The organism is Saccharopolyspora hirsuta (assembly GCF_008630535.1).
GTDB classification, from domain to species: Bacteria; Actinomycetota; Actinomycetes; order Mycobacteriales; family Pseudonocardiaceae; genus Saccharopolyspora; species Saccharopolyspora hirsuta.
The window spans coordinates 87,840-110,996 of the sequence record NZ_VWPH01000012.1 but is presented as its reverse complement, the minus strand read 5'-3'; the positions used below and the strand labels follow the sequence as shown (position 1 = coordinate 110,996).

Genomic DNA, 23,157 nt, shown 5'->3' with positions numbered 1-23,157 from the left:
TTGACCACGCCCCCCTGATGAGGAGTATGGCGTTGACCGCCGAAGCCCTGCCTGCGGAGCTGCGCCGCGAGATCGTGCAGCTCGCGCGGACACCCCGACTTCTGGTCGCCTGCGACTACGACGGCACCCTGGCGCCCATCGTGGCGGACCCAACCCAGGCGAAACCGCTGCCGGAGTCGGTGCACGCCCTGCGCTCGCTGGCCGCGCTGCCCGCGACCACGACCGCGGTGATCTCCGGGCGCGCCCTGCGCGACCTGGCCACCCTGTCCCGGCTGCCCGCCGAGGTCTACCTGGTCGGCAGCCACGGGTCGGAGTTCGACGTCGGGTTCGTGCACGAGCTGCAACCCGAGGCCACCCAGCTGCGTACCGAGCTGCAGATCGGCCTGCAGGACATCGTGCGCGGCAAGGACGGCGTGACGCTGGAGGCCAAACCGGCCAGCGTCGCGGTGCACGTGCGCCGCGCCGAGCCCGACGTCGCCGGGGAGGTGCTGGAGACCGTCCGCACCGGTCCCGCGCAGTGGGAAGGCGTGCAGGTGACCGAGGGCAAGGAGGTCATCGAGCTCGCGGTGGTGCAGACCGACAAGGGCAACGCGCTGGACACGCTGCGACACCAGGTCGGCGCGACCGCCGCGGTCTTCCTCGGCGACGACGTCACCGACGAGAAGGCCTTCGCCCGGCTGCACGGCCCCGACCTGGGCATCAAGGTCGGCGACGGGGACACCCTGGCCCGCTACCGGATCGGCGACGCCGCCGACGTCGCCACCGTGCTGGCGTTCCTGATGGAGGAGCGGCGGACCTGGCTCTACGGCGAGCAGGCGCCGCCGATCGAGCGGCTGACCATGCTCTCCAACGAGCGCACCGTCGCCCTGCTCACCCCGGACGCCCGGCTGACCTGGATGTGCCACCCCGGGCCGGACTCGGCGGCGGTGTTCGCCGACCTGCTCGGCGGCCCCGGCGCGGGCCACTTCAGCATCCGCCCGCACGGCGGCAACGGCACCCAGCGCAGCCCGCTGCCGCTGGGCCAGCGCTACGTGCCGAACACCATGACGGTGGAGACCCGCTGGTCGCGGCTGCTGGTCACCGACTACCTGGCGCACGGCACCGACAGCCACCGCACCGACCTGATCCGGGTGATCAGCGGCAGCACCACCGCGGACGTCGAGTTCGCGCCGCGCCCCGAGTTCGGGCAGGTGCCGGTGCGGCTGACCGCCGAGGCTGGCGGCCTGCGGGTGCAGGGCACCTCCGAGCCGATGGTGCTGTACTCGCCGGGCGTGCAGTGGGAGATCACCTCCGACGGCATGCACGAGTCGGCGCACGCGGTGCTGGAGCTGACCGACGGCGACCCGGTCGTCCTGGAGCTGCGCTGCGGCACCGACGACCTGTCCCCGGCGCGGCCGGAGCCGGAGCGCCGCGACGAGGCCGACCGGTACTGGTCGGACTGGATGAAGACGCTGTCGCTGCCCGAGGTGGAGCGCGACCTGGTCGCCCGCTCGGCGCTGACGCTGCGCGGCCTGTGCAACACCGACACCGGCGGCATCATGGCCGCGGCCACCACCTCGCTGCCCGAGGAGATCGGCGGCGTGCGCAACTGGGACTACCGGTACTGCTGGCTGCGCGACGGCGCGATGACCGCGCAGGCGCTGGTCACCCTCGGCTCCACCGAGGAGGCCGAGGCGTTCCTGGACTGGCTGCACCGGGTTCTGGAGACGCTGCCCGGCCCGGAGCGGCTGCACCCGCTGTACACGCTGCAGGGCACCGGGCTCGGCCCGGAGGCCGTGATCGACAGCCTGCCCGGGTACGCCGGTTCCCGGCCGGTCCGCGTCGGCAACCTCGCCGACCAGCAGGTGCAGCTGGACGTGTTCGGGCCCGTGGTGGAGCTGATCGCGCACCTCGCGCAGGCCACCGGCCGGATCCGCGACGTGGACTGGGAGCTGGTCACGGCGATGGCCACCGCGGTCTCGCAGCGCTGGTTCGAACCGGACCACGGCATCTGGGAAGAGCGCGACGTGCCGCGCCACCACGTGTACTCCAAGGTCATGTGCTGGGTGACGCTGGACCGCGCGGTCAAGCTGGCCGCCGCCTACGACCGCGAGGCGGACCCGTCCTGGGCACCGCTGCGCGACCAGATCGCCCAGGACGTGGTGAAGAACGGCTGGCACCCGGACGTGCAGGCGTTCACCACCGCCTACGAGGGCTCGGACCTGGACGCCGCGTCGCTGCACGTCGGGCTGTCCGGGCTGATCGACCCGGCCGACGAGCGGTTCCAGGCCACCGTCACCGCGATCGAGGCCGAGCTGCGCAGCGGGTCCACTGTGTACCGCTACCGCCGCGACGACGGCCTGCCCGGTGACGAGGGCGGCTTCCACCTCTGCGCGGCGTGGCTGATCGAGGCGTACCTGCTGATCGGCCGCCGCACCGAGGCGGAGGAGCTGTTCCAGCAGATCGTGGACACGGCGGGGCCGACGGGCCTGCTGTCCGAGGAGTACGACCCGATCGCGGAGCGCTCCCTGGGCAACCACCCGCAGGCCTACTCCCACCTGGGCCTGATCCGCTGCGCCCAGCTCCTGTCGGCCTGATCCGCAGCGAGGGGCACCCCGCGGCCTGACCGGTCGAGGGGTGCCCCTCGCTCGTGCGCGATTTCAGTGAGGCTTTTCCCACCTCGTTCTGCGTGGCGGTGCGGGTGGCGGAACCTCAGCGCCCGCCTGGACTCCGGAGGCCCTGACTGATGTATGTCCGATACACGGCGTCAGGGCCGTCCTCGCCAGGCGAACGCTGAGAACCCGCGGCGGTGCAAGCTGCGAGGGTGGGCTATGCGCCTGCGGCGCATGCGACACCTGCCGACCGGTGCCGGTCGCCCTTCGCGGCTGCGGTCCACGGGCAGGATGAAAAAGGCTCATTGAAATCGCGGACGGATCTCGGCCGTGCGAGAGCAGTTCCGGGGACGCTGGTCACGATTTGGGGGATTCGTGTCATCCGGTTGGGCCCTCGCTAATACCCTCTGTGCCGGACACTCGCGCTAGGGAAGGGCTGACGGGTGAACGGTCTGGTCACGGCGTTGATCGTCGTCGTCATCGTGCTGATCATCGTCGCGGTGGTCGCCGTGATCATGGGAGTGCGCGCCAAGCGGGCGGCATCGCAGCCGCCGGAGCCGCAGCGCCCCACCGATCCGTTCCACACCGGCGACCAGGACTCGCTGCGCGGCGACCCGCGCGCGCTGAAGGCCGGTGACATCGTGGAGGTGCGCGGCCGGTCGTTCACCGTGCGCGGCACCCTGCGCCTGTCCGAGGGCGGTTGGACCTGGTCGGAGCACCTGCTCGACGACGCCAAGGGCACCCAGGTGTGGCTGGCCGTCGAGGAGGACCCGGACCTGATCCTCTCGCTGTGGACGCCGGTGGCCGACGCCGGTGAGCCGGGCCCGAAGACCATCACCTTCGGCGGGCGGACCTACCACTCCGAGGAGTCCGGCAGCGCCGAGTTCCGCAGCGAGGCCACCACCGGGCTGGCCGAGCGCGGCAGCGTGCGCTACCACGACTACGAGTCGTCGGACGGCGCGCTGCTGGGCTTCGAGTCCTACGGCGACGCCGACTGGGAGGCCAGCACCGGCGAGGCGCTCAGCCGCTACGACGTGCTCATCTACCCGGCTGCGGGCTGACCCGTGAAGCCCAAGTTCTGGTTCGCGATCGCAGGCGCCGCTGCGGTCCTCGCGCTCATCGTCGGCATGGTGACGCTCTTCTCCACCGGCACCGGCCCGCGCGGCTACGTCGCGAACAACTACACCCGGGCGGCGCACCTGGACCTGCCCGGCGACTCCGACAACCGCGCCTACACCAGCCCGCTGCCGCCGACGACGGTCGCCTTCCAGATCAGCTCGAAGTGGCGGCCGCAGTCGCAGTACACCGACTCCTCCGGCATCTACCTGCGGTACTCCGGCGACGCCGTGGTGGTCAAGCCGCACCAGCAGGGATCGGTCATCCACGTGATGGACGCCCACCACGCCTACCGCCGCTACCACTCGCACGTCGGCGGGGTCTGGGGCTGGAGCAGCCCGCACGGCGAGAGCTTCCGCGGCAGAGGTCCGGGGGCGGGCAAATGAGCACCGTCGTGAAACCCGCGCGCCGGTGGGGGATCGTCGCGGTCGTCGTGCTGTTCTTCGCGGCGGTCGGCATCATCAGCACGATCGTCGGGGCGTTCAACGGCGGGGCGCAGACCGAGTTCACCTCCAGCGACACCGTCGTCTACTCCGACAGCGACGTCTACACCGGCACGTCGGTCCAGCGGTTCACCGCCGCCGATGCGCAGCAGCTCGCGCAGGGGCTGGCCGAGGCCGAGAAGCTGCACGGGGTGTGCTTCGGCTGGAAGCTCACCGACGGGTCGACCGAGGAGTCCGACCGGGGGTCCAGCCGGGGTGCGACCGTCCCGGCCGACACCTGTCCGCGCTGGGCCGAGGTCGAGGTGTTCGTGGCGGCGGGCTCCACCGACGACGACCCGGACGCCGCCGACGTCCGGGTGGCGGGCTCGCCGGACCTGCGCCCGCTGCCGGTCCGGGCCGACTTCGTCAAGCTGGGCGTCACCGCGGACTCGCTGGTCGAGGAGCCGGTGACGGTCACCGGGCAGGCGGCGCTGGCGCTTCCGCTGCTGCTGGTGGAGAGCGGTGCGCTGGACGCGCCGCGGATCCCGGACCAGGAGCCGGGCAGCGCCACGACGCCGCTGCCGCCGGGCGACGGCTCGGGGTCGAGCTGGGTGACCTGGGCGTGGCTCGGCGGGCTGGGCTTCGTCGTGGTGGTGGCGCTGGTGCTCGGCTTCGTCGCGCGGGCCAAGCAGAAGTCCACATCGGACGGTCCGGTGCCGGGTCCGCCGCAGGCCTGTCCGCCGCAGCCAGGTCCGGTGCAGGCCGGAACGCCGACGCCCGGCCCGCCGAACGCCGGGGCTGGTTCGCCTGGCCCGCCACCGCCCCCGCCCGGACCACCACCGGGCGGACCGCAACCACCTGGACCGCCGCCGCGCGGCCAGTTCCCCGGTGCTGGCCCGCAGATGCCGCCCGGTCCGCCGCCGTGGCCGCCGCGAGCTCCCGGCCGCTGACCCCGTTCACGACACGAGAAGGACACCACCTTGCTGCAGCAATTGCTCCACGGCTTGCTCGCCGCGGTCGCCTACGGGGTGATCGGCGTGGCGATGATGGCGCTCGGCTACGTGCTCGTCGACCTGGCCACCCCGGGCCGGTTGCGCGACCTGATCTGGGTGCAGCGCAACCCCAACGCGGCGCTGCTGCTGGTCTCCGGTCTGCTCGGCGTCGGGATCATCCTGACCACGGCGATCGCCGCCAGCTCGGACGACCTGGTCGCCGGGCTGGTCGGCACCCTCGCCTACGGCGTCCTCGGGCTGATCCTGATGAGCCTGTCGTTCCTGCTCATCGACCTGATGACCCCGGGCAAGCTCGGTGACGAGCTGTCCACGCCGGACCTGCACCCGGCCACCTGGGTGTCGGCGGGCGCGCACCTGGTGATCGCGGTGATCATCGCCGCGGCGATCTGGTGACGACCACCGCCGAACCGGAGACCGCCCCCGCCGCCAAGCCGCGCGGTCGGCTCGCCCGGACCGCCGTGCTGGTGGCGGTGTTCGTCTGCGCCGCCTGCGGTCTGGTCTACGAGCTCGCGCTGGTCGCGCTGGGCAGCTACCTGATCGGCGACACCGTCGGCCAGGCGTCGATCGTGCTGTCGCTGATGGTCTTCGCGATGGGCGTGGGCGCGCTGGCCGCGAAGCCCCTGCAGCGCTGGGCGGCCGAGGCGTTCGCCGCCATCGAGCTGCTGCTGGCGCTGCTCGGCGGGCTCAGCGTGCTGCTGCTCTACGCGGCCTTCGCGTGGCTGAGCCTCTACACCCCGGCGCTGATCGCGACCGCGCTGGTGCTCGGCGTGCTGATCGGCGCGGAGATCCCGCTGCTGATGGTGCTGCTGCAGCGGATCCGTCGGCAGGACGCGGGTTCGGCGGTCGCGGACCTGTTCGCCGCCGACTACGTCGGTGGTCTGGTCGGCGGCTTGGCGTTCCCGTTCCTGCTGCTGCCGCTGTTCGGCCAGGTGCAGGGCGCGCTGGTGGTCGGGCTGGTGAACGCGGCGGCCGGGATCGGGCTGGTGCTGACGGTGTTCCGCCGCGAGCTGTCCAAGCGCGCGGTGCTGCTGCTGACCGGCGTGTCGGTGCTGGTGGGAGGGCTGTTGGTGGGCGCGTACGTGTTCGCCGACGACTTCGAGGTCACCGCGCGGCAGGCCCTGTACGCCGATCCCGTGGTGCACGCGGAGCGCTCGCCCTACCAGGAGGTCGTGCTCACCGAGTCGGTGTCGTTCGCCGGAACTCCGGACACCCGCATGTACCTCAACGGCGATCTGCAGTTCAGCTCCGCCGACGAGTACCGGTACCACGAGGCGATGGTGCACCCGGCGATGGCGGGACCCCGCGGCCGCGTCCTGGTGCTCGGTGGCGGGGACGGCTTGGTGCTACGGGAGGTGCTGCGCTACCCGGACGTCCGCGAGGCCACGCTGGTCGAGCTGGACCCGGCCGTGCTGGAGCTGGCCCGCACCGACCCCCGGGTGTCCACTTTGAACGGACACGCCTTCGAGGACCCGCGGGTGCGCACGATCGCCTCGGACGCCTTCACCTGGCTGCGCGACAACCGCGACCGCTACGACGTGGTGCTGGTGGACATGCCCGACGCGGACTCCACGGCCACCGCGAAGCTGTACTCGACGGAGTTCTACGGCCTGGTCCGCCACGCGATGGCCGACGACGCGCGCGTGGTGGTGCAGGCGGGCTCGCCGTTCTTCGCGCCGAAGGCGTTCTGGAGCATCGAGGCGTCCATGCGCGCGGCGAACCTGAGCACGGTGCCGTACGCGGTCACGGTGCCCAGCTTCGGCGAGTGGGGCTTCCACCTCGCCGCCGCTGCTCCCGCGCCGCCGGGGGCCGCGAATTCAATGGAGATCGGACCTTCGAATTCAATGGAAATCGAAGCGGTCCGGAGTCCGCTCGCCTCGCCGGGAGCCCCGGAACTCCGCCTCCCGCGCGACGTCCCGCCCCTGCGCTCGCTGGACGAACCGACCCTGCGAGCCGCGGCGACGTTCCCACCGGACCGGACGCGCATCCCGAACATGGAACCGTCGACCCTGATGCACCCGACGATCCTCCAGTACGCCCAGGGCGAGTGGGAGAACTACTGACGGGGCGCCGTTTCCGCAGGCAGAAGCCCGTGAGCACTTTGTGGTGCTATAACGCCACAAAGTACTCACGGGGCCTGAGCAGGGACTACCCGCAGATCGTCACGGGCCGAACCAGCGCTCCTCGGCGGAGCGGGGCGGGGCCGAGGTGGTTCCGGTGATCAGCTGGGTCTCCAGCTGGATGTGGCGGGGGCGGCCCGGCTCGGCGGTCTCCAGCAGGAGCCGACCGGCCGCGCGGCCCTTCTCCAGCCACGGCTGGCGCACCGTGGTCAGGCCCGCCCGCTCCGCGTCCGGGATGCCGTCGAAACCGGTGATCGTCAGGTCCTCCGGCACCCGCAGGCCGCGGTTGCGGGCCTCGCTGAGCGCGCCCAGCGCCAGGATGTCCGAGGTGCACACGATCGCGGTGATGTCCGGGTCGATCTCCAGCAGCTGCGCCGCCGCCGACGCGCCGGACGCCGTGGTGTGGTCGAAGCGCTCCACCACCGGGACCGTCGTCCAGTCCACCCCGGCCTCGCTGAACGCCTCGGCCAGCGCGGTCAGCCGCGCCTTCTGCACGTGGAAGCTGGCGTTCGCCTGCCGCTGCACGGACGCGGGGCCGTCGTTGCGGCCGCGCGCCAGGCGCATGCACAGCACGCCGATGCGGCGGTGGCCGAGCCCGATCAGGTGGTCGGCGACGCTCTTGATGGCCTTGCGGTCGTCCGGGCCGACCCAGTCCACGTTGTCCAGCCGCGGCTGGTCGCAGACCACCACCGGCACCGGGCGCTCCAGCACGGCGGCCAGGTGCGGGTCGTCCTCGGGCACGGAGTAGACGACGAATCCGTCCACCCCGGCGCGGTGCACCGCGGCGACGTCCTCGCGCTCCGGGCTCGCCGGGATGAGGGTCAGGCCCTGCCCGGCGTCCTCGCAGGCGAGCGCCAGCCCTTCGAGGAAGCCGACGGCGCCCGGGTCGCGGAACGCGTAGGAGAGGTTCTCGGTGAGCAGCAGCCCGACCGCACCCGCCTTCCGGGTGCGCAGCGACCGCGCGACCGGGTCCGGACCGGGGTAGCCGAGCCGCCGAGCCGTCTCCAGAACCCGCTTGCGCAGCTCCGGGGAGAGCTGGTCAGGACGGTTGTACGCATTCGAGACCGTGGTCCTGGAGACCCCGAGTTCCGCAGCGAGCGAGGCGAGCGTCGCAGGCCGCCGGGCATTCGTTGACCGCGCCATGGAGGAACCGTAACGGTTCAGTACCCGACGGTGAAGTGAGCATGATGCATATCCCACTCATGTTCGAGCGGCGAACACGGAGCGACTCTGCGTGATTACTCAACGAGTTGGTTCATTCGAGGGGATGACCTTTGGTGGTGAAGCGGTTACCGTTTCGGGACCGGTTCAGTGAAAGGTGCGTCACACATGGCTGAGGTTGCATACGTCAACGCGTCGCGGGTGTACCAGGGGAATCCGCCGGTTCGCGCTGTTGACCAGCTGGAACTGGACATCGCCGATGGGGAGTTCCTGGTGCTGGTCGGCCCGTCCGGGTCGGGCAAGTCGACGGCGCTGCGGATGCTCGCCGGCCTGGAGGACGTCGACGAGGGCGGCATCACGATCGGCGGTACCGATGTCACCCACACGCCGCCGAAGAACCGGGACATCGCGATGGTGTTCCAGTCCTACGCGCTGTACCCGCACATGACGGTGGCCGAGAACATGGGCTTCGCGCTCAAGCTCCGCAAGACGCCCAAGGACGTGATCAAGGACAAGGTCACCGAGGCGGCGCGGATGCTGGACCTGGAGAAGTACCTGGACCGCAAGCCCAAGGCGCTCTCGGGTGGTCAGCGGCAGCGGGTGGCGATGGGGCGCGCGATCGTCCGCGAGCCCAGCGTGTTCCTGATGGACGAGCCGCTGTCGAACCTCGACGCCAAGCTGCGCGTGGAGACCCGCGCGAACATCGCGGCGCTGCAGAAGCGGTTGGGCACCACGACCATCTACGTCACCCACGACCAGGTCGAGGCGATGACGATGGGGCACCGGGTCGCGGTGCTCAAGGACGGTGTGCTGCAGCAGTGCGCCAGCCCGCGCGAGCTGTACGAGAACCCGGCGAACGCGTTCGTGGCGGGCTTCATCGGCTCGCCCGCGATGAACCTCAAGACGGTGCCGCTGAGCAGCGAGGGTGCGGTGCTGGACGGCACCACGATCCCGCTGGACCGCCAGGTGCTGGCCGCCGCCGACGGGTTGAAGGAGGTCACCTTCGGCGTGCGCCCGGAGGCGTTGTCGCTGGTCTCCAGCGCCGACGACGGCCTGGCCATGACCGTGGAGCTGGTCGAGGAGCTGGGTGCGGACGCGCTGATCCACGGCGCCATCGACATCAACGGCTCGCAGGAGCGCTTCGTGGTCCGCGCCGACGGCCGCACCCCGCCGGCCCTGGGGCAGCAGGTCAAGGTGGCGCTGCGCGACCACACCGAGGTGCACCTGTTCCACCCCGAGACCGGAGCTCGCCTGGCCGCCTGACGGCCGGTTCCGGAGGACGCCCCCGCAGGTCCTGGCGGGGGCGTCTTCGCGTTCGCGTGGGGAATAACCCACTCGGTGGAGTGTTGAGATCCGACGTGCTTAGACTGTAGATGACAACGGTTTCCGTTACCGTTCGCAGTAAGCCGTCAGCCTGCTGCGCACAAGTGATCACCTAGGAGTGCGCTCGATGACCTCTCGCAGTCGCTCTGCGTCCACCGCCCTGGCCGGGCTGGCCGCCGCCGCTCTCGCCCTGACCGCCTGCGGAACCGGTGACCAGGCCGCACCCGGAGCCGGGGACAAGATCAAGGTCGTCGCGTCCACCAGCGTCTGGGGCAGCGTCGCGCAGGCCGTCGGCGGGGACGCCGTCGAGGTCGAGTCGATCCTCAACGACCCCAACGCGGACCCGCACTCCCACGAGAGCACCCCGCAGGACGCCGCGAAGGTCACCGACGCCGACCTGGTGGTCTACAACGGCGGCGGCTACGACGAGTTCATCGAGCAGATCCTCGGCAGCGCGCAGAAGCCGACCGTCGCCGCCGTCGAGGACGAGCACGAGGGCGAGCAGGCCGGGCACGAGGAGCACGCCGGGCACGAGCACGGCCACGAGGGGCACGACCACTCGGTGAACGAGCACGTCTGGTACGACCTGCACGTGGTGCACGAGGTCGCCGACCGGATCGCCGACGAGCTCGGCAAGCTCCAGCCGGAGAAGGCCGAGCAGTTCAAGCAGGCCGCCGGGCAGTTCGAGACCGAGGTCGGCGCGCTGGAGACCAAGGTCGGCGAGATCGCCGCCGCGAACCAGGGCAAGCCGGTGATCGTCACCGAGCCGGTCGCGCACTACCTGGTCGAAGCCGCCAAGCTGCAGGACGTGACGCCGCAGTCCTTCGTCAACGCCGTCGAGGCCGAGACCGACCCGTCGGCGGCGGCCGTCGCCGAGATCCAGAACGCGATCAACGGCAAGCAGGCGGTCGCGGTCATCTACAACCCGCAGACCGAGTCCCCGGTCACCCGCAACGTCCGCGCCGCCGCCGAGCAGAACCAGATCCCGGTCGTGGAGATGACCGAGGTCCTCCCGGAGGGCAAGACCTACGTGCAGTGGATGGACGCCCAGATCGCCGCGTTGCAGAACGCCCTGAACCAGAATCGCTGAGGCATGACCGCCAAACCCGAGACCGAACCGACCGTCGCGCCGCCCACCGCACCCGCGGTGCGGCTGCGCGACGCCGCGCTCTCCTACGGCAGCCGAACCCTGTGGTCCGGGCTGGACCTGGAAGTCGCCCCCGGCGAGTTCCTGGCCGTGCTCGGGCCGAACGGCTCCGGCAAGACCAGCCTGCTCAAGGTGCTGCTCGGACTGCAGTCGCTGAGCGCGGGCAGCGTGGAGGTCGCCGGGGAACCGGCTCGCCGCGGCAGCAACCGGATCGGCTACATCCCGCAGCAGCGGGCGCTGGAGGCCACCGTGACCGTGCGCGGCAGCGACCTGGTCGGGTTCGGGTTGGACGGTCACCACTGGGGCGTCGGGTTCCGCAACCGCCGCGAGCGCAAGCGCCGGGTCGCCGCCGCGCTGCGCGCCGTGGAGGCGACCGAGTACGCGCGGATGCCGCTGGGGCTGCTCTCCGGCGGTGAGCAGCAGCGGCTGCGGGTGGCGCAGGCGCTGGTCAGCGACCCGTCGGTGCTGCTGTGCGACGAGCCGCTGCTGTCGCTGGACATCGCGCACCAGCGCAAGGTCAGCCGGTTGATCGCGAACCAGGCGCGGCAGACCGGGGCCGCGGTCCTGTTCGTCACGCACGAGATCAACCCGGTGCTGCCGCTGGTCGACCGGGTGCTCTACCTGGTCGACGGCCGGTTCCGGGTCGGCACCCCGGACGAGGTGATGAACTCGGCGACCCTGTCCGAGCTGTACCGCACCGACGTCGAGGTCGCCCGCGTCGGCGGTCGGCTGGTGGTCGCGGGCGCCGACGACCACGACCACCACGTGCAAGGGGCGGAAGAAGCGTGAACGCGATCACCGAGGCGCTGGGCAAGCTCTTCGACTTCACCACCACGGTGGACCTGCTCGGCTACCCGTTCGTCCAGCAAGCGCTGCTGGCCGCCGCGGCGCTCGGCCTGGTGTCCGGGTGCCTGGCGCCGCTCGTGGTGGCGCGCAAGATGTCCTTCGCGGTGCACGGCACGGCGGAGCTCGCCTTCACCGGTGCCGCCGCGGCGCTGCTGGTCGGCGTCAGCGTGGGCGCCGGTGCGCTGGCCGGTGCCGTGGTCGCGGCGCTGCTGCTGGGGCTGCTGGGCCAGCGCGGCACCGAGCGGGACTCGGTGATCGGCGCGATCCTGTCGTTCGGCCTGGGTGTCGGCGTGCTCCTGCTGTGGCTGAACCCGGAGCGCACCGCGAACAAGTTCAGCCTGCTGGTCGGCCAGATCGTCGGCGTGGACTCCGCCGACGTCCTGCTGCTCACCGCCTGCGCGGTGCTCGTCCTGCTGGTGTTCGCCTTCGTCTACCGGCCGCTGCTGTTCGCCAGCGTCGACCCCGACGTGGCGGCGGCGCGCGGGGTGCCCGCGCGCGTGCTGACCCCGCTGTTCGCGGTGCTGGTCGGCGTGGCGACGGCGCTCGGCGTGAAGACCGTCGGTGCGCTGCTGGTGCTTGCCCTGATGGTGACGCCGGGCGCGGCGGCGGCCCGGGTGACCGCGAGCCCGCTGAAGGCGACCGTGCTGGCCGTGGTGTTCGCCGAGGTGGCGGTCCTGGGCGGCATCGTCCTCTCGCTGGCCCCGGGAGCCCCGGTGAGCGCCTTCGTCACGATCATCTCGTTCGTGATCTACCTGGCCTGCCGGGTGATCGGCAAGCGCCGCCTGTCCCGCCTCACCCGCACCCCCGCCGCCTCCGCGTGAGCGGCGGCCGTCAGCGCTCACGAGAAGCCGGTCGAGTGGTGGTGGGGGCGTTGGTGGCACAACCTGACGGGCGTGGCTCGGCGGACGGTGCTGATCAACCTGGTCGCCACGGTGGGTGCCGTGGCGGTGTGCACCGGCGTCTACTACGCGCTGCCGATCGGCTCGTTCGGGCTCGTCGGCACCCTCGGCTCCGTCGTGGTCTTCGGCGCGGGGTTGGCCGCCGTGTCGGTGCTGATCACGGTCCAGATCCGGCGGTTCCGGTCCGGCGGCGGGCACCGCGGGAGTTCGGTGGCGGGCGTGGTGGCCGCGCTCTACCTGGCCGTGCTGTTCTTCGCCGCCGTCTACTTCGGGACGGAGCACCACGAGCCGGGCGCGATCGCCGAGCTGCGCACCAAGACCGACGCGCTGTACTTCTCCCTGGCGATCACCAGCACCGTCGGCTTCGGTGACGTGCACGCGGTCTCGCAGTTCGCCCGCGCGGTGGCGGCGGTGCACATGGCCTTCAACATCGGCTTCCTGGGCGGGGCGGTGGCAGTCCTGCGCACCAAGGCGACCCGCCCGAAAGCTTCCTGACCGTCAGGCGAGGCCGAGGTAGCGGCGTTCGTTGAACGGCTCGCCCGCGCAGGAGGCGCCCAGGTCGTGACCGATGCGCTCGATCACGTCCGCCAGCTCCAGGCGGGCCAGCCAGTGGCGGGGGAGGACCGCCGTGCCGTGGCGGGCGCCGAGGATGCTGCCGGTGACCGCTGCGGTGGAGTCGCTGTGCCCGGAGTGGTTCACCGCGAGCCGCAGCGCGTCCGCGAACTGGTCCGGCTTCGGCAGGGCCAGCGCGCAGTAGACGCCGATGGCCAGCGCTTCCGGGCCGATCCAGCCCTGCCCCAGCCGCTCGATGTGGCCGACGCTGGCACCGAGCCGGGCCAGCGTGGCGGCCTCCGCCAGCGCGTTCGCGGTCTCGGCGTCCTCGCGCAGCACGCGCCCGGCGGCCTGGTCCACGGCGGCGGGCAGCTTGCGCTCCTGGACCGCGACCAGGTGCACGATCAGCGCCAGCGCTCCGGCCGACGCCCAGCCGCCGACGCCGCCGTGGGTGAGCGCGGCGCACTGGCAGGCCAGCTGGTAGGCCATCTCGGCGGTCGGGGCCAGGCCGAGCGGCGCGCTGCGGTCGACGCCGCCGCAGCCCTTCGAGCTGTTGCGCGGCCGGTCCGGGGTGCCGAGCTCGGGCTCCTGGAGCGCGCGGAGGCTGGTCAGGCCGGGGGCCCGGCTCGCGTACAGCTCGGGCTCGGCGAGCAGCCCGGTGGCGCCGGGCTGCGGTTTGTCCTCCTGCTGGGTGATCAACCACCGTCGGTAAGCGGCTGCGGTCGACTCCACGGGCCGCCACGGGCCGCCGCTGTTGCCGGTCGTCCAGGCGTGCAGGTAGCCCTCGCCGGTGAACAGCGCCATCTGGGTGGCGTCCCCGAGCAGCGCCTGCGGCGGCGGTTCGGACACTCCTGCCTGGCCGAACTCGGCGCGGATGTCGTCCAGCTGCGCGTACTCGACCGGGCTGCCGAGGGCGTCGCCCAGAGCCCCGCCGAGCAGGCAGGCGACTGCGCGATCGACCACTGTGGATGGTTTGCGCACGGGTGGGGCTCTCCTTCCACAGTGTCCTCGTACGGGTGATCGACGGGTTCCGACTTTACTTGGCGTGTTCGCGGGCGGGGAGACGTTCACCGGCTACGGCGGGTCGTCGCGCGCTGCATCCGGGACGAACCGCTCATTCCTCCATTGGAGTGAGTGCGGCTCGGCATTCCGGCCGTGCGCGCCGACCGCTCGTTACGGTGTGTCGGCCCTCCGGCGGGGTTCGCCGGGGGTGTGGACTCGGTGTGGACCTTGGTCGAGACTGTCTGAAGGCTCAACAAAACATGAGCGAGAATCGGATTAGGGGATGATGGCGCCGCACGACAGATCGAGCGGAGCACCGGTCGCGGGCTTCGAGTTCCGCGTGCTCGGTCCGCTGGAAGTGCTCGTGGACGGCGTCGCGCGCCCGGTGGGCAGCAGCCAGGTCCGCGCCCTGCTCACCTGCCTGCTGCTGGAGCCGAACCAGGTCGTGTCCATGGACCGGCTGATCGACACCATCTGGGAGCACGACCCGCCGGCCAGCGCCCGCACCATCATCCAGGGCTACGTCTCCCGGCTGCGCAAGCTCTTCGCCGAGGGCGAGCCCGGCGGCCCCGAGATCGTCACCCGCCCGCCCGGCTACCTGCTGCGCGTCGACGCCGAGCGGATCGACGCGCACCGCGCCCGCGCCCTGATCAACCGCGCGCACGGCCTCGACCCGGCCGAGCGGTCGCGGGTGCTGGCCGAAGCCCTGACCCTCTGGCGCGGCCCGGTGCTCTCCGACATCTCCAGCAGCCGCCTGTACCAGATGGTCGCCCCGAACCTGGACGAGCTGCGGCTGCTCGCGCTGGAGGAGCGCATCGACGCCGACCTGGACCTGGGCCGCCACCACCAGCTGCTGCTGGAGCTGTCCACGCTGGTCGACCGGCACCCGCTGCGGGAGCGGCTGACCGGGCAGCTGATGCTCGCCAGCTACCGAGCCGGGCACCGGGCCGAGGCGCAGGCCCGGTTCCACGAGCTGCGCCGCCGCCTCTCCGACGAGCTCGGCCTCGACCCGGGCCCGGACCTGCGGGACCTCTACGAGCAGGTGCTCCGCGACGACCCGGCGCTGCGCAGCGCGCGCCGACCGGAACCGGCGCTCGGCATCAAGCGCCCCATCCCGGCCGAGCTGCCCCCGGCCCCGGCGGGCTTCGTCGGCCGCCGCCGCGAGCTCGGCGAGCTGGACCGGCTGCTCGCCGAGCGGGAGCGCGGCTCCACCCTGCTCGCGGTGCTCACCGGGATCGCCGGGGTCGGCAAGAGCGCCCTCGCGCTGACCTGGGCGCACCGCGTCGAGCAGGAGTTCCCCGACGGCCAGCTGTACGCCTCGCTGCGCGGCTACCACTCCGAGCGCGAACCGCTGAGCCCCGGCGAGGCGCTGACCAGCATGTTGAAGGCGCTCGGGGTGGCCGCCGACGCGATCCCGGTGGAGCTGGACGACCGCGCCGCGCTGTACCGGTCGCTGCTGGCCAAGCGCCGGGTGCTGGTGCTGCTGGACAACGCGCGCGACTCCGACCAGGTCCGCCCGCTGCTGCCCGGCAGCGCCGAGTCGATGGTGCTGGTGACCAGCCGGCGGCGGCTGGACGGGCTGGTGGTGCGCAGCGGGGCGACGGTGCTGCCGCTGGAGACGCTGCCCACCGAGTCCGCGATCGAGCTGCTGGACCGCGCGGGCGTGCCAGGCAAGTCGGCGTCCGAGCCGGTCGCCGCGGCCGAGCTGGCGGACCTGTGCGGGGGCCTGCCGCTGGCGCTGCGGATCGCCGCCGCGCGGCTGGCCGCGAACCCGGCGCGCGGGGTGTCGGACCTGGTGCACGAGCTCACCGACGAGCGGAACCGGCTGCACGCGCTGGACATCGACGACGACGCGGACACCAGCGTGCGCCGCGCCTTCGACATCTCCTACCGCAGCCTGCACCCGGTGCACGCGGAGACCTTCCGGCTGCTCGGCCTGGTGCCCGGCCACACCTTCACCGCCGACGCGGTCGCGGCGCTGTGCGACACCGATCCGGCCAGCGCGCAGCGCCGGTTGCGGGCGCTGGCGCTGGCGCACCTGGTGGTCGAGCCGGAGCCGGACCGCTTCGGCATGCACGACCTGCTGCGGGTGTACGCGCGGGACCTGCTGGCCGAGTCCGACGACCCCGGTGCGCTGCGGCGACTGCTGAACCACTACCTGGTCATCGCCGACCACGCGCGCCGCTTCCTCCGCCCGACGCGCGACGAGCTGAACTTCGCCGGGGACACCCCGCACCCCGAGATCAACGACCGCGCCCAGGCGCTGGACTGGTTCGACGCCGAGTGGCCGAACCTGGTCGCCGCGGTCCGGGCGGCCAACGCGCGGGGCATGCACGACCTGGCCTGGCAGCTGGCCCGGCTGCAGTTCAACTACCTGATGGTGCGCTGCCCGTGGGAGGACTGGATCCGCGTCTACACCGATGGGCTCGACTCGGCGCGCGCGATCGACGACCCCACCGGCAAGGTGCTGATGTCGGCCGGGCTGGGCGTGGCGCACTCCCGGTCCGGGCAGCTGGACGAGGCGCTGGCGCACTACGACGAGTCCTACCGGGTCGCGGTGGCCAACGACGACGCCTCGCGGCGGGCGATGACGCAGATCAACATGGCCAGCGTGCTGTTCCGGCTGAAGCGCTACGACGAGGCGAAGGCGCACTGCCAGGACGCGCTGCGGGTCTACCGGTCGCTCGGGGACAGGTACTTCGAGGCCGGGGCGCTGAACAACCTCGCCATGGTCGAGCAGGTCAACGGCGAGCGGGAGGAGGCGCTGGCCCACCTGCGCGAGGCCGAAGCGCTCTACCGGGCCGCCGACGACCTGGACACGCTGGCGATGGTGCTGAACAACTGCGGCGAGGTCTGCATCGAGCTCGGGCGGCTCGACGACGGCGAGCGCTACCACCACGAGGCCCTGGACGTCGCGCTGAAGTGCGGTTCGGCGATGCGGCAGGCCTCGGCCCACCTGGGGCTGGGCGATGCGGCCCGCTGCCGCGGCGACCTGGCGGTGACCCGGACCAGGTGGGAGACCGCGCTGGCGATCTTCGAGGCGGAGGGCTCGCCGCGGGCGTCCGAGGCCCGGGAGCGGCTGGAAGGTCTGGCCAAGCCCGCTTGACCGGTCGACCTTTCGCGATCTCCCGCCTAGTCTTGGCGGGAGATCGCGCCCAGGTCGGAGCAGCGTTTAGCGGGCATTTAGCGGCTGTGTAGCCCCCGCTGGGAATTTGTGCTCAGTGCGGATCAAGCCGTGCAAGATTCGCACTAAGGGCGGCTCTGGGGGGAGTCCAAGGGGGGATTGTCGCCCGGCCGCCCCGGTCGTTCCCGCGGGGTCGATCGGGGCGGCCGCTAGGGGGGCGAAAGCATTCGGGACGCCTCCCGGATGGACGATGGGGGTGAGTGCGGGCTTCCGGCCTGACGGGGTGAGCTGGCCGGAGGTCCGCACTTCGTCCTTTCCGCAGGTCACTTCGCGGCGATCAGCTTCTCCAGCTGCGGGCGCTTCGGCTCGCGGCCGTCCCCGCTGGACACCCCGCGCAACCGGCGCCCGATCCACGGCGCCAGGTACTCCCGCGCCCACCGGATGTCCTCGGCGCGCTGGTCCCGCCACGACGCTTCCGGCGCGGCGGGCCACGGTTCGCGCCAGTCCTCGTCCGTCGCCACGCCCAAAGCCTCGCAAGCGCGCAGCGCGACGCGGCGGTGCCCCTCGGCCGACAGGTGCAGCCGGTCGGCGCTCCAGGCCCGCGAGTCCCGCAGCACGTGCATCGACCACAGGTCCAGCACGTAGCAGCCGTGCCGGTCGGCGATGGCGCGCAGGTGCGAGTTGTAGGTGCCGACCTTGCCGCGGACGTGGCGCAGGACGGGCGTCTCGGCGGTGTCGAAGCCGGTGCCGATCAGCACGTCGATGCCCGCGGCGCGCAGCTGGGCGACGGCGCCCTCGAAGATCTGCGCCACCTCGTCCGGGTCGCTGCCGGGGCGGATGATGTTGTTGCCGCCCGCGGTGAACGAGACCAGCGCGGGGCGCAGCGCGATCGCCTTCGGCACCTGGTCGTCGACGATCTGGCGGACGAGCTTGCCGCGCACGGCCAGGTTGGCGTAGCGCAGGTCGGGGTCGTGCGCGGCGAGGTGTTCGGCCAACCGGTCCGCCCAGCCCCGGAACGCGCCGTCGGGCCCCGCGTCCGCCAGACCTTCGGTGAAGCTGTCCCCCAGTGCGACGAAGCTGTCCCAGCGCGCCGGGTCGGCGCTGCGCTGCGGTGCCATGCCAATTCCTTCCTGGTCAATCCCCCCGCTCCGACGCGGTCCGAGAACAACATTGGCGCTCGAATCCCTACCTACGCCACCGTCGGTTCCGCGTTCGTGATTAACGGCACTGACTAGTCTAGTTTTTCTGGGCGATTTGCGCGGTTCGATTTCCCGCAACCCGGGAGTTCGCGGCGGCGGTCCCGCCGGTGGTGTTCGCGCCGGTGCACGGGTGGGGCATTTCCCTTGTCGCGCGGGGCTTTTGGCTGTTCGCGGCAGCAACCGGGTGGCTGTTCCCGGAAACACCAGTACGGGTGAACGTCAGCTGCTACTGTCCTTCGGCGGTAACAGAAGCAACGAGGGGGCCCGCGATGTCGGCATCTACGCAGGTGACAGCCCGGTGTGCACTCGGGGATGCGCACCGCCGCCAGCCTGCGCGCCGCATCGCGGTCGGTTGAGCGGGGAACGACGGAATGCTGCACCGCGTCGGTTCCAGTGCGCCCGCGATCCGGAGTGATCCGCGGCGCTTCGACCGTCCCAAGCACCTGGGGGAATCGTGACGTCACCGCAGAATCCGGCGCCCGCGCCGGGGCCAGCGGGCTTCGACGCGCAACAGGCCGGCCCCGGCAGGCGCCGCTCGGAACCACCGATGCGCGGCTCGCTCGGCGAGGCACCACCGCCCGGCGGAGCCCGGCCCGCACCGCGCCCGATGCGCTTCGACCTGCGCGCCGAGTTCGCGGCCCTGACCGGCGAACCGCACCCGTTCGCGTTCTGGCAGCGGGCCGAACAGCTGCCGGAGCGCTTCGAGCACGACCAGCGCAGGCAGCTGCAGGCGGCCCGCCCGGCCCCGGACCGGCCGAAGCCCCCGGCGGCCGGGGTGTCCGCGCTGTCCGGCGACCTCGGCGGCGCGCCGGAACCGGAGTTCTCCGGCTCCCTGGACGGCGACCTGGCCGAACCGGCCCCGCGTCCCGGCGGCATGAGCGGCTCCCTGGCCGCGGAAGGCCAGCTCGCGGGCTCGCTGCCCCCCGAACCCCCGCTCGGCCCGCCGAGCGGTGCCTTCGCCCCGTTCGACGGCCCGCCGCCGCGCCCGGACGGCCCCGGCGCCGAGCCCGGCCCGCCGCGCCGCGAGGGGCCGCCGAGCGGACCGTTCGCCGCGCCGCCCCGGCCGGACGCCCCGCGCTTCGAGTCCGGGCTGATCGACGGCCCGCCACCGCGCCGCGAGGGCCCGATCGAACCGCTGCCGCAGGTCGGACCGGACGGGCTGGTGCCCCGCCCCGACGTCCCGCAGCCCGACGAACCGCCGCAGGCCGCCGGACCGATGGCCCACGACGGCCCGCCCAGCGGCGCCTTCACGCCGGACGGCCCACCGCCGCGCCCGGACGGCCCGCCGATGGGGCCGCCGAGCGGCGCTTTTGCCCAGGTGGGGCCGGATGGTCCGCCGCCGCGCCCGGACGGCCCGCCGCCGGTGGGTCCGCCCAGCGGTGCCTTTGCCCAGGTGGGGCCGGATGGCCCGCCGCCGCGCCCGGATGGTCCGCCGAGTGGCGCTTTTGCGCAGGTGGGGCCCGACGGTCCGCCGAGTGGTGCCTTTGGGGCGGACGGTCTGCCGCCGCGCCCGGATGGTCCGCCGAGCGGCGCTTTTGCCCAGGTGGGGCCGGATGGTCCGCCGCCGCGCCCCGACGGTCCGCCGAGCGGTGCTTTCGGGGCGGATGGTCCGTCCTCTGGTCCGATCGAGCCGTTGCCGGACGGTCCTGCGCCGGTGGGGCCGCCGAGCGGTGGCTTCGCCCAGGTCGGGCCGGACGGTCCGCCGCCTCGGCACGAGGCCGACCCGCACGCCCAGCCCGCCCCGCCGCCGCGGCGCGAGGCTCCGCTGGACGCTCCGCCGCAGGGCGCGCCCGACGGGCCGCCCCGCCACGACGCCGGGCCGCCGAGCGGCCCGCTCCCCGCGGCTCCGCCGCGGCCCGAAGCGGCTCCGCCGCCGGAGGCTCCGCACGACGGCCCTCCGGGCCGTCCGCTGCCGCCGGAGGCTCCGCCGTCGGCCGGTCCCCGCTTCGCGGGTCCGCCTCCGGCGGAACCGCCGCACGGCCCTGCTCCGCAGGGTCCGCCGTCGCCGCCCGCGGGCGCTCCCGCCCTCGGCGGCCCGCCGCCGCGTCCGCCGGTCGCGACCCCTCCGCCTCCGGCGCCGGAGGGGGCTCGGCAGGAGCCTCCTCGGCAGGAGCCGCCGCGTCCGGTGCCCGCACGGGCGCCGAAGTTCACGCAGCGCGCCGACGGCGGGTTCGGGCCGATGGGGTCGACGGGCGCGCTGGCGGGTTCGTCCGCGCGCGCCGGTTACGGCCGGAAGACCACGTGGTCGGCCGACGACTTCAAGGAGGAGCGCCGGACCGACGACGACCTGCAGGTCGGTTCCGGTTACAAGGCCGGTGAGGACGGGCGCAACGTCGTGCCGCAGTTCCTGATCGAGGCCGACGACCTCTTCGACGAGGACGACGGCGAGGGCCGCCTGGTGGCGCCGCCGGTGCTCGGCGAGTCGTCGTCGAGCTACCGGGACTTCTAGATGATCGGTTCCGTGCTCGGTGCGGGTGGCGGGACCTCGGCGGTTCCCGGTCGGCGGGCGCCCCGGGAGGGGGTGCCCGCGCCGGGGAGCTCCCGGGACCCCGCCGCATCGCGGCTGAAGGAATCAACCGTCCAGCACCGGCCGGTGCACCCGGACCCGAAATGAGCGTGCGATGGTCGAGACGATCAACCTGTCCGTTCCCGCGGTCGACCTGCTCGGCGAGCAGCTGAACCTCACCGTGCGGCAGTACCCGTTCGAGCTGCCCCGGCTCGGTGAGCTGGGGGAGGACCGCAACCGGCTGGTGCAGCAGGTCTGGCAGGAGCTGGAGTCCACCGGGCTGGCCCGCAACGGCCGCCCGGAGCCGGAGGTCGAGGACGCGCTCTACCTGCTGTGCAGCTCCGAGGTGTCGATCGCGGCGGCCGGGCTGCTCGACGTGCGCGCCGGGCACCGGCTGGCGGCGCGGGTGGTGGCGACCGGCGAGGTCGGCGTGGTCGGCGTGCTCGACGGCCGCGGCCTGCGGATGAGCTTCCTGGCCCCGGACGCCCTGCCGCGGGCGTGCGCCGACCTGCTGCCCGACGCCCCGCCGGGGGCGGGCGACGCGGTGCGCGCGGTGGCCGACCGCAGCAACGGGCACCCGGCGGACGCGGACATCGAGGGGCTGCCGGAGCTGCGCGCGATCACCTCGCGCCAGAAGTTCCGGCTCGGCCACTTCGTGGTCAGCGGCGACCGCCGCAGCGGCCCCCGGCTGCCGAACCTGATCTGGTTCGACAACGACCAGGGCCGCTACGCCCTGCAGGGCGAGCGGGCCGAGGGCCAGGACGTGGTCACCTGCCGTCCGGCGGACAAGCGAGCGATCGCGGGCCAGCTGGCCGCCCTCCTCGACCGCACCCGCCAGAGCCGCATCTGACCACTGCGGGGGATTGCCCCGGGACGTCCGACTCCCGGCCTCCGCGCCGCAGTTTCACTGAGGTTTTCCAGCCTCGTTCTGCGTGGCGGTGCAAGTGGTGGAACCTCAGCGCCCGCCTGGCTGTGGGGTCCCTGACCGATGTATGAGCCGATACACGGCGTCAGGGCCGTCCTCGCCGGAAGGAACCCCGGAGGGGTGGGCACCGTGAACCCGCGGCGGTGCCGGTTGCGAGGGTGGGTTATGCGCCTGCGGCACATGCGCCCCTCGCCGATCGGTGCAGTTCGCCCTTCGCGGCTGCGGTCCACGGGCAGGATGAAAAGGTTCAATGGAAACTGCGATCCCCACCCACGTCGTTCCGCAGTTTCAATTGAAACTGCGGTCCCCCGGTGTGTCGGGTGCCTGACGCGCCGGAGGGTGTGGACAGGTCGTCCGGGGTTGTGGGACTGTCCGCGATTTCAATGGAAATCGGAGGTCCGAGTTCCATTGAAATCGCGTCCACCGGGACCGTCGTCGCTGCGCAGGACGGGTTGGGGCGGTGAGTTCGGGAGGTTCGCGCCACGGCTGGGTGCGAGGAAGGCAACCCTTAGGGCAGGCTGGGGGACGTGACGCAGGACCGGCAGGCGGAGATCGTCGAGCACCCGGACGACCGCGATTCGTTCATGCGCTTGCTCGGCGGATGGGGCAGCGCGATCGACGCGATGCTGCCGCCCGTCGCCTTCGGCCTCGGGTGGTACCTCAGCGGCGAGTCGATCGCCGTCGGGGGATTCGTGGCCGTGGTCGTCGGAGCGGTGCTCGCGGGGTGGCGGCTGTCGCAGCGGGCGCGCCCGCTGGCGGTGCTGATCAGCCTGCTGGCCGTCGCGCTCGGCGCGCTCATCGCCCTGTACACCGGCGACGCGGTGGACTTCTTCCTGCCGCGGCTGGTGACCAACGCGCTCAGCGCGCTCGCCTGGATGACCAGCATCGCGATCCGGTGGCCGCTGCTGGGCGTCGTGGTCGGCGCGGCGCTCGGGCAGGCGCGGCGGTGGCGCCAGGACCCGGACCTGCTGCGCGCGTACAGCCGGGCGAGCTGGGTGTGGGTCGGCCAGTACGTGGTGCGGCTGGCGGTGTTCATCCCGCTCTGGCTGCTCGACGCCACCGGCCCGCTGACGGTCTCGCAGGTGGTCCTGACCTGGCCGCTGGTGGCGGTGTGCGTGGCGGGCAGCTGGTGGGTGGTGCGCCGATCGCTGCCCGCGCAGCACCCGGGCCTGCGGCATCCGCGCGTCGCGGTGGAGCAGGGCACCCCGGAGTGA

18 protein-coding genes are annotated in these 23,157 nt (G+C 72.8%); 15 read left to right on the top strand and 3 right to left on the bottom strand.

Going from position 1 to position 23,157, the window contains the following annotated elements:
• The first annotated feature begins 26 nt into the window (after window positions 1-26).
• The 6 genes from otsB to F1721_RS24795 all read left to right on the top strand — a co-directional run bounded on the left by otsB (window position 27) and on the right by F1721_RS24795 (window position 7,202).
• A complete protein-coding gene (otsB, locus tag F1721_RS24820; RefSeq protein ID WP_246155285.1) occupies window positions 27-2,576 on the top strand; it encodes a trehalose-phosphatase in 2,550 nt (849 codons plus the stop codon).
• Between the two features lie 458 nt (window positions 2,577-3,034).
• Window positions 3,035-3,652, top strand: coding sequence for a DUF4178 domain-containing protein (locus F1721_RS24815; RefSeq protein WP_150069185.1), 618 nt, complete (start codon window positions 3,035-3,037; stop codon window positions 3,650-3,652).
• A 3-nt stretch (window positions 3,653-3,655) separates the two neighbouring features.
• On the top strand, window positions 3,656-4,093 hold the full coding sequence (locus F1721_RS24810; RefSeq protein ID WP_150069184.1) for a DUF4247 domain-containing protein: 438 nt from the start codon (window positions 3,656-3,658) through the stop codon (window positions 4,091-4,093).
• Window positions 4,090-5,079, top strand: coding sequence for a hypothetical protein (locus tag F1721_RS24805; RefSeq protein WP_150069183.1), 990 nt, complete (start codon window positions 4,090-4,092; stop codon window positions 5,077-5,079). The genes F1721_RS24810 and F1721_RS24805 overlap by 4 nt, the downstream gene beginning before the upstream one ends.
• A gap of 30 nt (window positions 5,080-5,109) precedes the next feature.
• A complete protein-coding gene (locus F1721_RS24800; protein ID WP_150069182.1) occupies window positions 5,110-5,535 on the top strand; it encodes a DUF350 domain-containing protein in 426 nt (141 codons plus the stop codon).
• Entirely contained in the window at window positions 5,532-7,202 is a 1,671-nt protein-coding gene (locus tag F1721_RS24795) for a polyamine aminopropyltransferase (RefSeq protein WP_150069181.1), read from the top strand. The genes F1721_RS24800 and F1721_RS24795 overlap by 4 nt, the downstream gene beginning before the upstream one ends.
• A gap of 99 nt (window positions 7,203-7,301) precedes the next feature.
• On the opposite strand, the gene F1721_RS24790 is transcribed toward F1721_RS24795, so the two are convergent.
• Window positions 7,302-8,402: a LacI family DNA-binding transcriptional regulator gene (locus tag F1721_RS24790; protein WP_150069180.1), complete on the bottom strand. Its 1,101-nt coding sequence runs from the start codon at window positions 8,400-8,402 to the stop codon at window positions 7,302-7,304.
• 186 nt (window positions 8,403-8,588) lie between these two features.
• Here F1721_RS24790 and F1721_RS24785 point away from each other — a divergent pair, with 186 nt between their 5' ends.
• The 5 genes from F1721_RS24785 (at window position 8,589) to F1721_RS24765 (ending at window position 13,130) form a co-directional block, all read left to right on the top strand.
• A complete protein-coding gene (locus F1721_RS24785) occupies window positions 8,589-9,683 on the top strand; it encodes an ABC transporter ATP-binding protein (protein WP_150069179.1) in 1,095 nt (364 codons plus the stop codon).
• Between the two features lie 187 nt (window positions 9,684-9,870).
• Complete coding sequence (locus tag F1721_RS24780) at window positions 9,871-10,833, top strand: metal ABC transporter solute-binding protein, Zn/Mn family (protein WP_150069178.1); 963 nt, start codon at window positions 9,871-9,873, stop codon at window positions 10,831-10,833.
• Window positions 10,834-10,836: 3 nt separating this feature from the next.
• A complete protein-coding gene (locus tag F1721_RS24775; RefSeq protein WP_150069177.1) occupies window positions 10,837-11,679 on the top strand; it encodes a metal ABC transporter ATP-binding protein in 843 nt (280 codons plus the stop codon).
• Between the two features lie 17 nt (window positions 11,680-11,696).
• Entirely contained in the window at window positions 11,697-12,557 is an 861-nt protein-coding gene (locus tag F1721_RS24770) for a metal ABC transporter permease (protein ID WP_211840622.1), read from the top strand.
• Window positions 12,558-12,629: 72 nt separating this feature from the next.
• Window positions 12,630-13,130 (top strand): ion channel, encoded by a 501-nt coding sequence (locus F1721_RS24765; protein ID WP_170301593.1) that lies wholly within the window; start codon window positions 12,630-12,632, stop codon window positions 13,128-13,130.
• A 3-nt stretch (window positions 13,131-13,133) separates the two neighbouring features.
• Here the strand turns inward: F1721_RS24765 and F1721_RS24760 are convergent, their stop codons facing one another.
• Window positions 13,134-14,168 carry an ADP-ribosylglycohydrolase family protein gene (locus F1721_RS24760; protein WP_211840609.1) on the bottom strand — a complete coding sequence of 345 codons (1,035 nt, stop codon included), beginning with the start codon at window positions 14,166-14,168 and terminating at the stop codon, window positions 13,134-13,136.
• Between the two features lie 304 nt (window positions 14,169-14,472).
• Between F1721_RS24760 and F1721_RS24755 the strand changes: the two genes are divergently transcribed.
• Entirely contained in the window at window positions 14,473-17,295 is a 2,823-nt protein-coding gene (locus F1721_RS24755; RefSeq protein ID WP_246155284.1) for an AfsR/SARP family transcriptional regulator, read from the top strand.
• A 341-nt stretch (window positions 17,296-17,636) separates the two neighbouring features.
• Here F1721_RS24755 and F1721_RS24750 read toward each other — a convergent pair whose 3' ends face one another.
• Window positions 17,637-18,431, bottom strand: a complete 795-nt coding sequence (locus tag F1721_RS24750; protein ID WP_150069174.1) for an SGNH/GDSL hydrolase family protein — start codon at window positions 18,429-18,431, stop codon at window positions 17,637-17,639.
• Window positions 18,432-19,059: 628 nt separating this feature from the next.
• Between F1721_RS24750 and F1721_RS24745 the strand changes: the two genes are divergently transcribed.
• From F1721_RS24745 to F1721_RS24735, 3 genes are all read left to right on the top strand, one after another.
• Window positions 19,060-20,961 (top strand): hypothetical protein, encoded by a 1,902-nt coding sequence (locus tag F1721_RS24745; RefSeq protein ID WP_150069173.1) that lies wholly within the window; start codon window positions 19,060-19,062, stop codon window positions 20,959-20,961.
• A gap of 172 nt (window positions 20,962-21,133) precedes the next feature.
• A complete protein-coding gene (locus F1721_RS24740; RefSeq protein WP_150069172.1) occupies window positions 21,134-21,868 on the top strand; it encodes an ESX secretion-associated protein EspG in 735 nt (244 codons plus the stop codon).
• Between the two features lie 602 nt (window positions 21,869-22,470).
• Window positions 22,471-23,157 carry a DUF3159 domain-containing protein gene (locus F1721_RS24735; RefSeq protein ID WP_246155283.1) on the top strand — a complete coding sequence of 229 codons (687 nt, stop codon included), beginning with the start codon at window positions 22,471-22,473 and terminating at the stop codon, window positions 23,155-23,157.

Bases quoted from the DNA above. Each gene is read 5' to 3' on its own strand.
- F1721_RS24790 (WP_150069180.1), bottom strand. From the start codon at position 8,402: ATGGCGCGGTCAACGAATGCCCGGCGGCCTGCGACGCTCGCCTCGCTC.
- F1721_RS24745 (WP_150069173.1), top strand. From the start codon at position 19,060: ATGCGCGGCTCGCTCGGCGAGGCACCACCGCCCGGCGGAGCCCGGCCC.
- F1721_RS24780 (WP_150069178.1), top strand. From the start codon at position 9,871: ATGACCTCTCGCAGTCGCTCTGCGTCCACCGCCCTGGCCGGGCTGGCC.
- F1721_RS24775 (WP_150069177.1), top strand. From the start codon at position 10,837: ATGACCGCCAAACCCGAGACCGAACCGACCGTCGCGCCGCCCACCGCA.
- F1721_RS24755 (WP_246155284.1), top strand. From the start codon at position 14,473: ATGATGGCGCCGCACGACAGATCGAGCGGAGCACCGGTCGCGGGCTTC.
- F1721_RS24805 (WP_150069183.1), top strand. From the start codon at position 4,090: ATGAGCACCGTCGTGAAACCCGCGCGCCGGTGGGGGATCGTCGCGGTC.
- otsB (WP_246155285.1), top strand. From the start codon at position 27: ATGGCGTTGACCGCCGAAGCCCTGCCTGCGGAGCTGCGCCGCGAGATC.
- F1721_RS24750 (WP_150069174.1), bottom strand. From the start codon at position 18,431: ATGGCACCGCAGCGCAGCGCCGACCCGGCGCGCTGGGACAGCTTCGTC.
- F1721_RS24785 (WP_150069179.1), top strand. From the start codon at position 8,589: ATGGCTGAGGTTGCATACGTCAACGCGTCGCGGGTGTACCAGGGGAAT.
- F1721_RS24740 (WP_150069172.1), top strand. From the start codon at position 21,134: ATGGTCGAGACGATCAACCTGTCCGTTCCCGCGGTCGACCTGCTCGGC.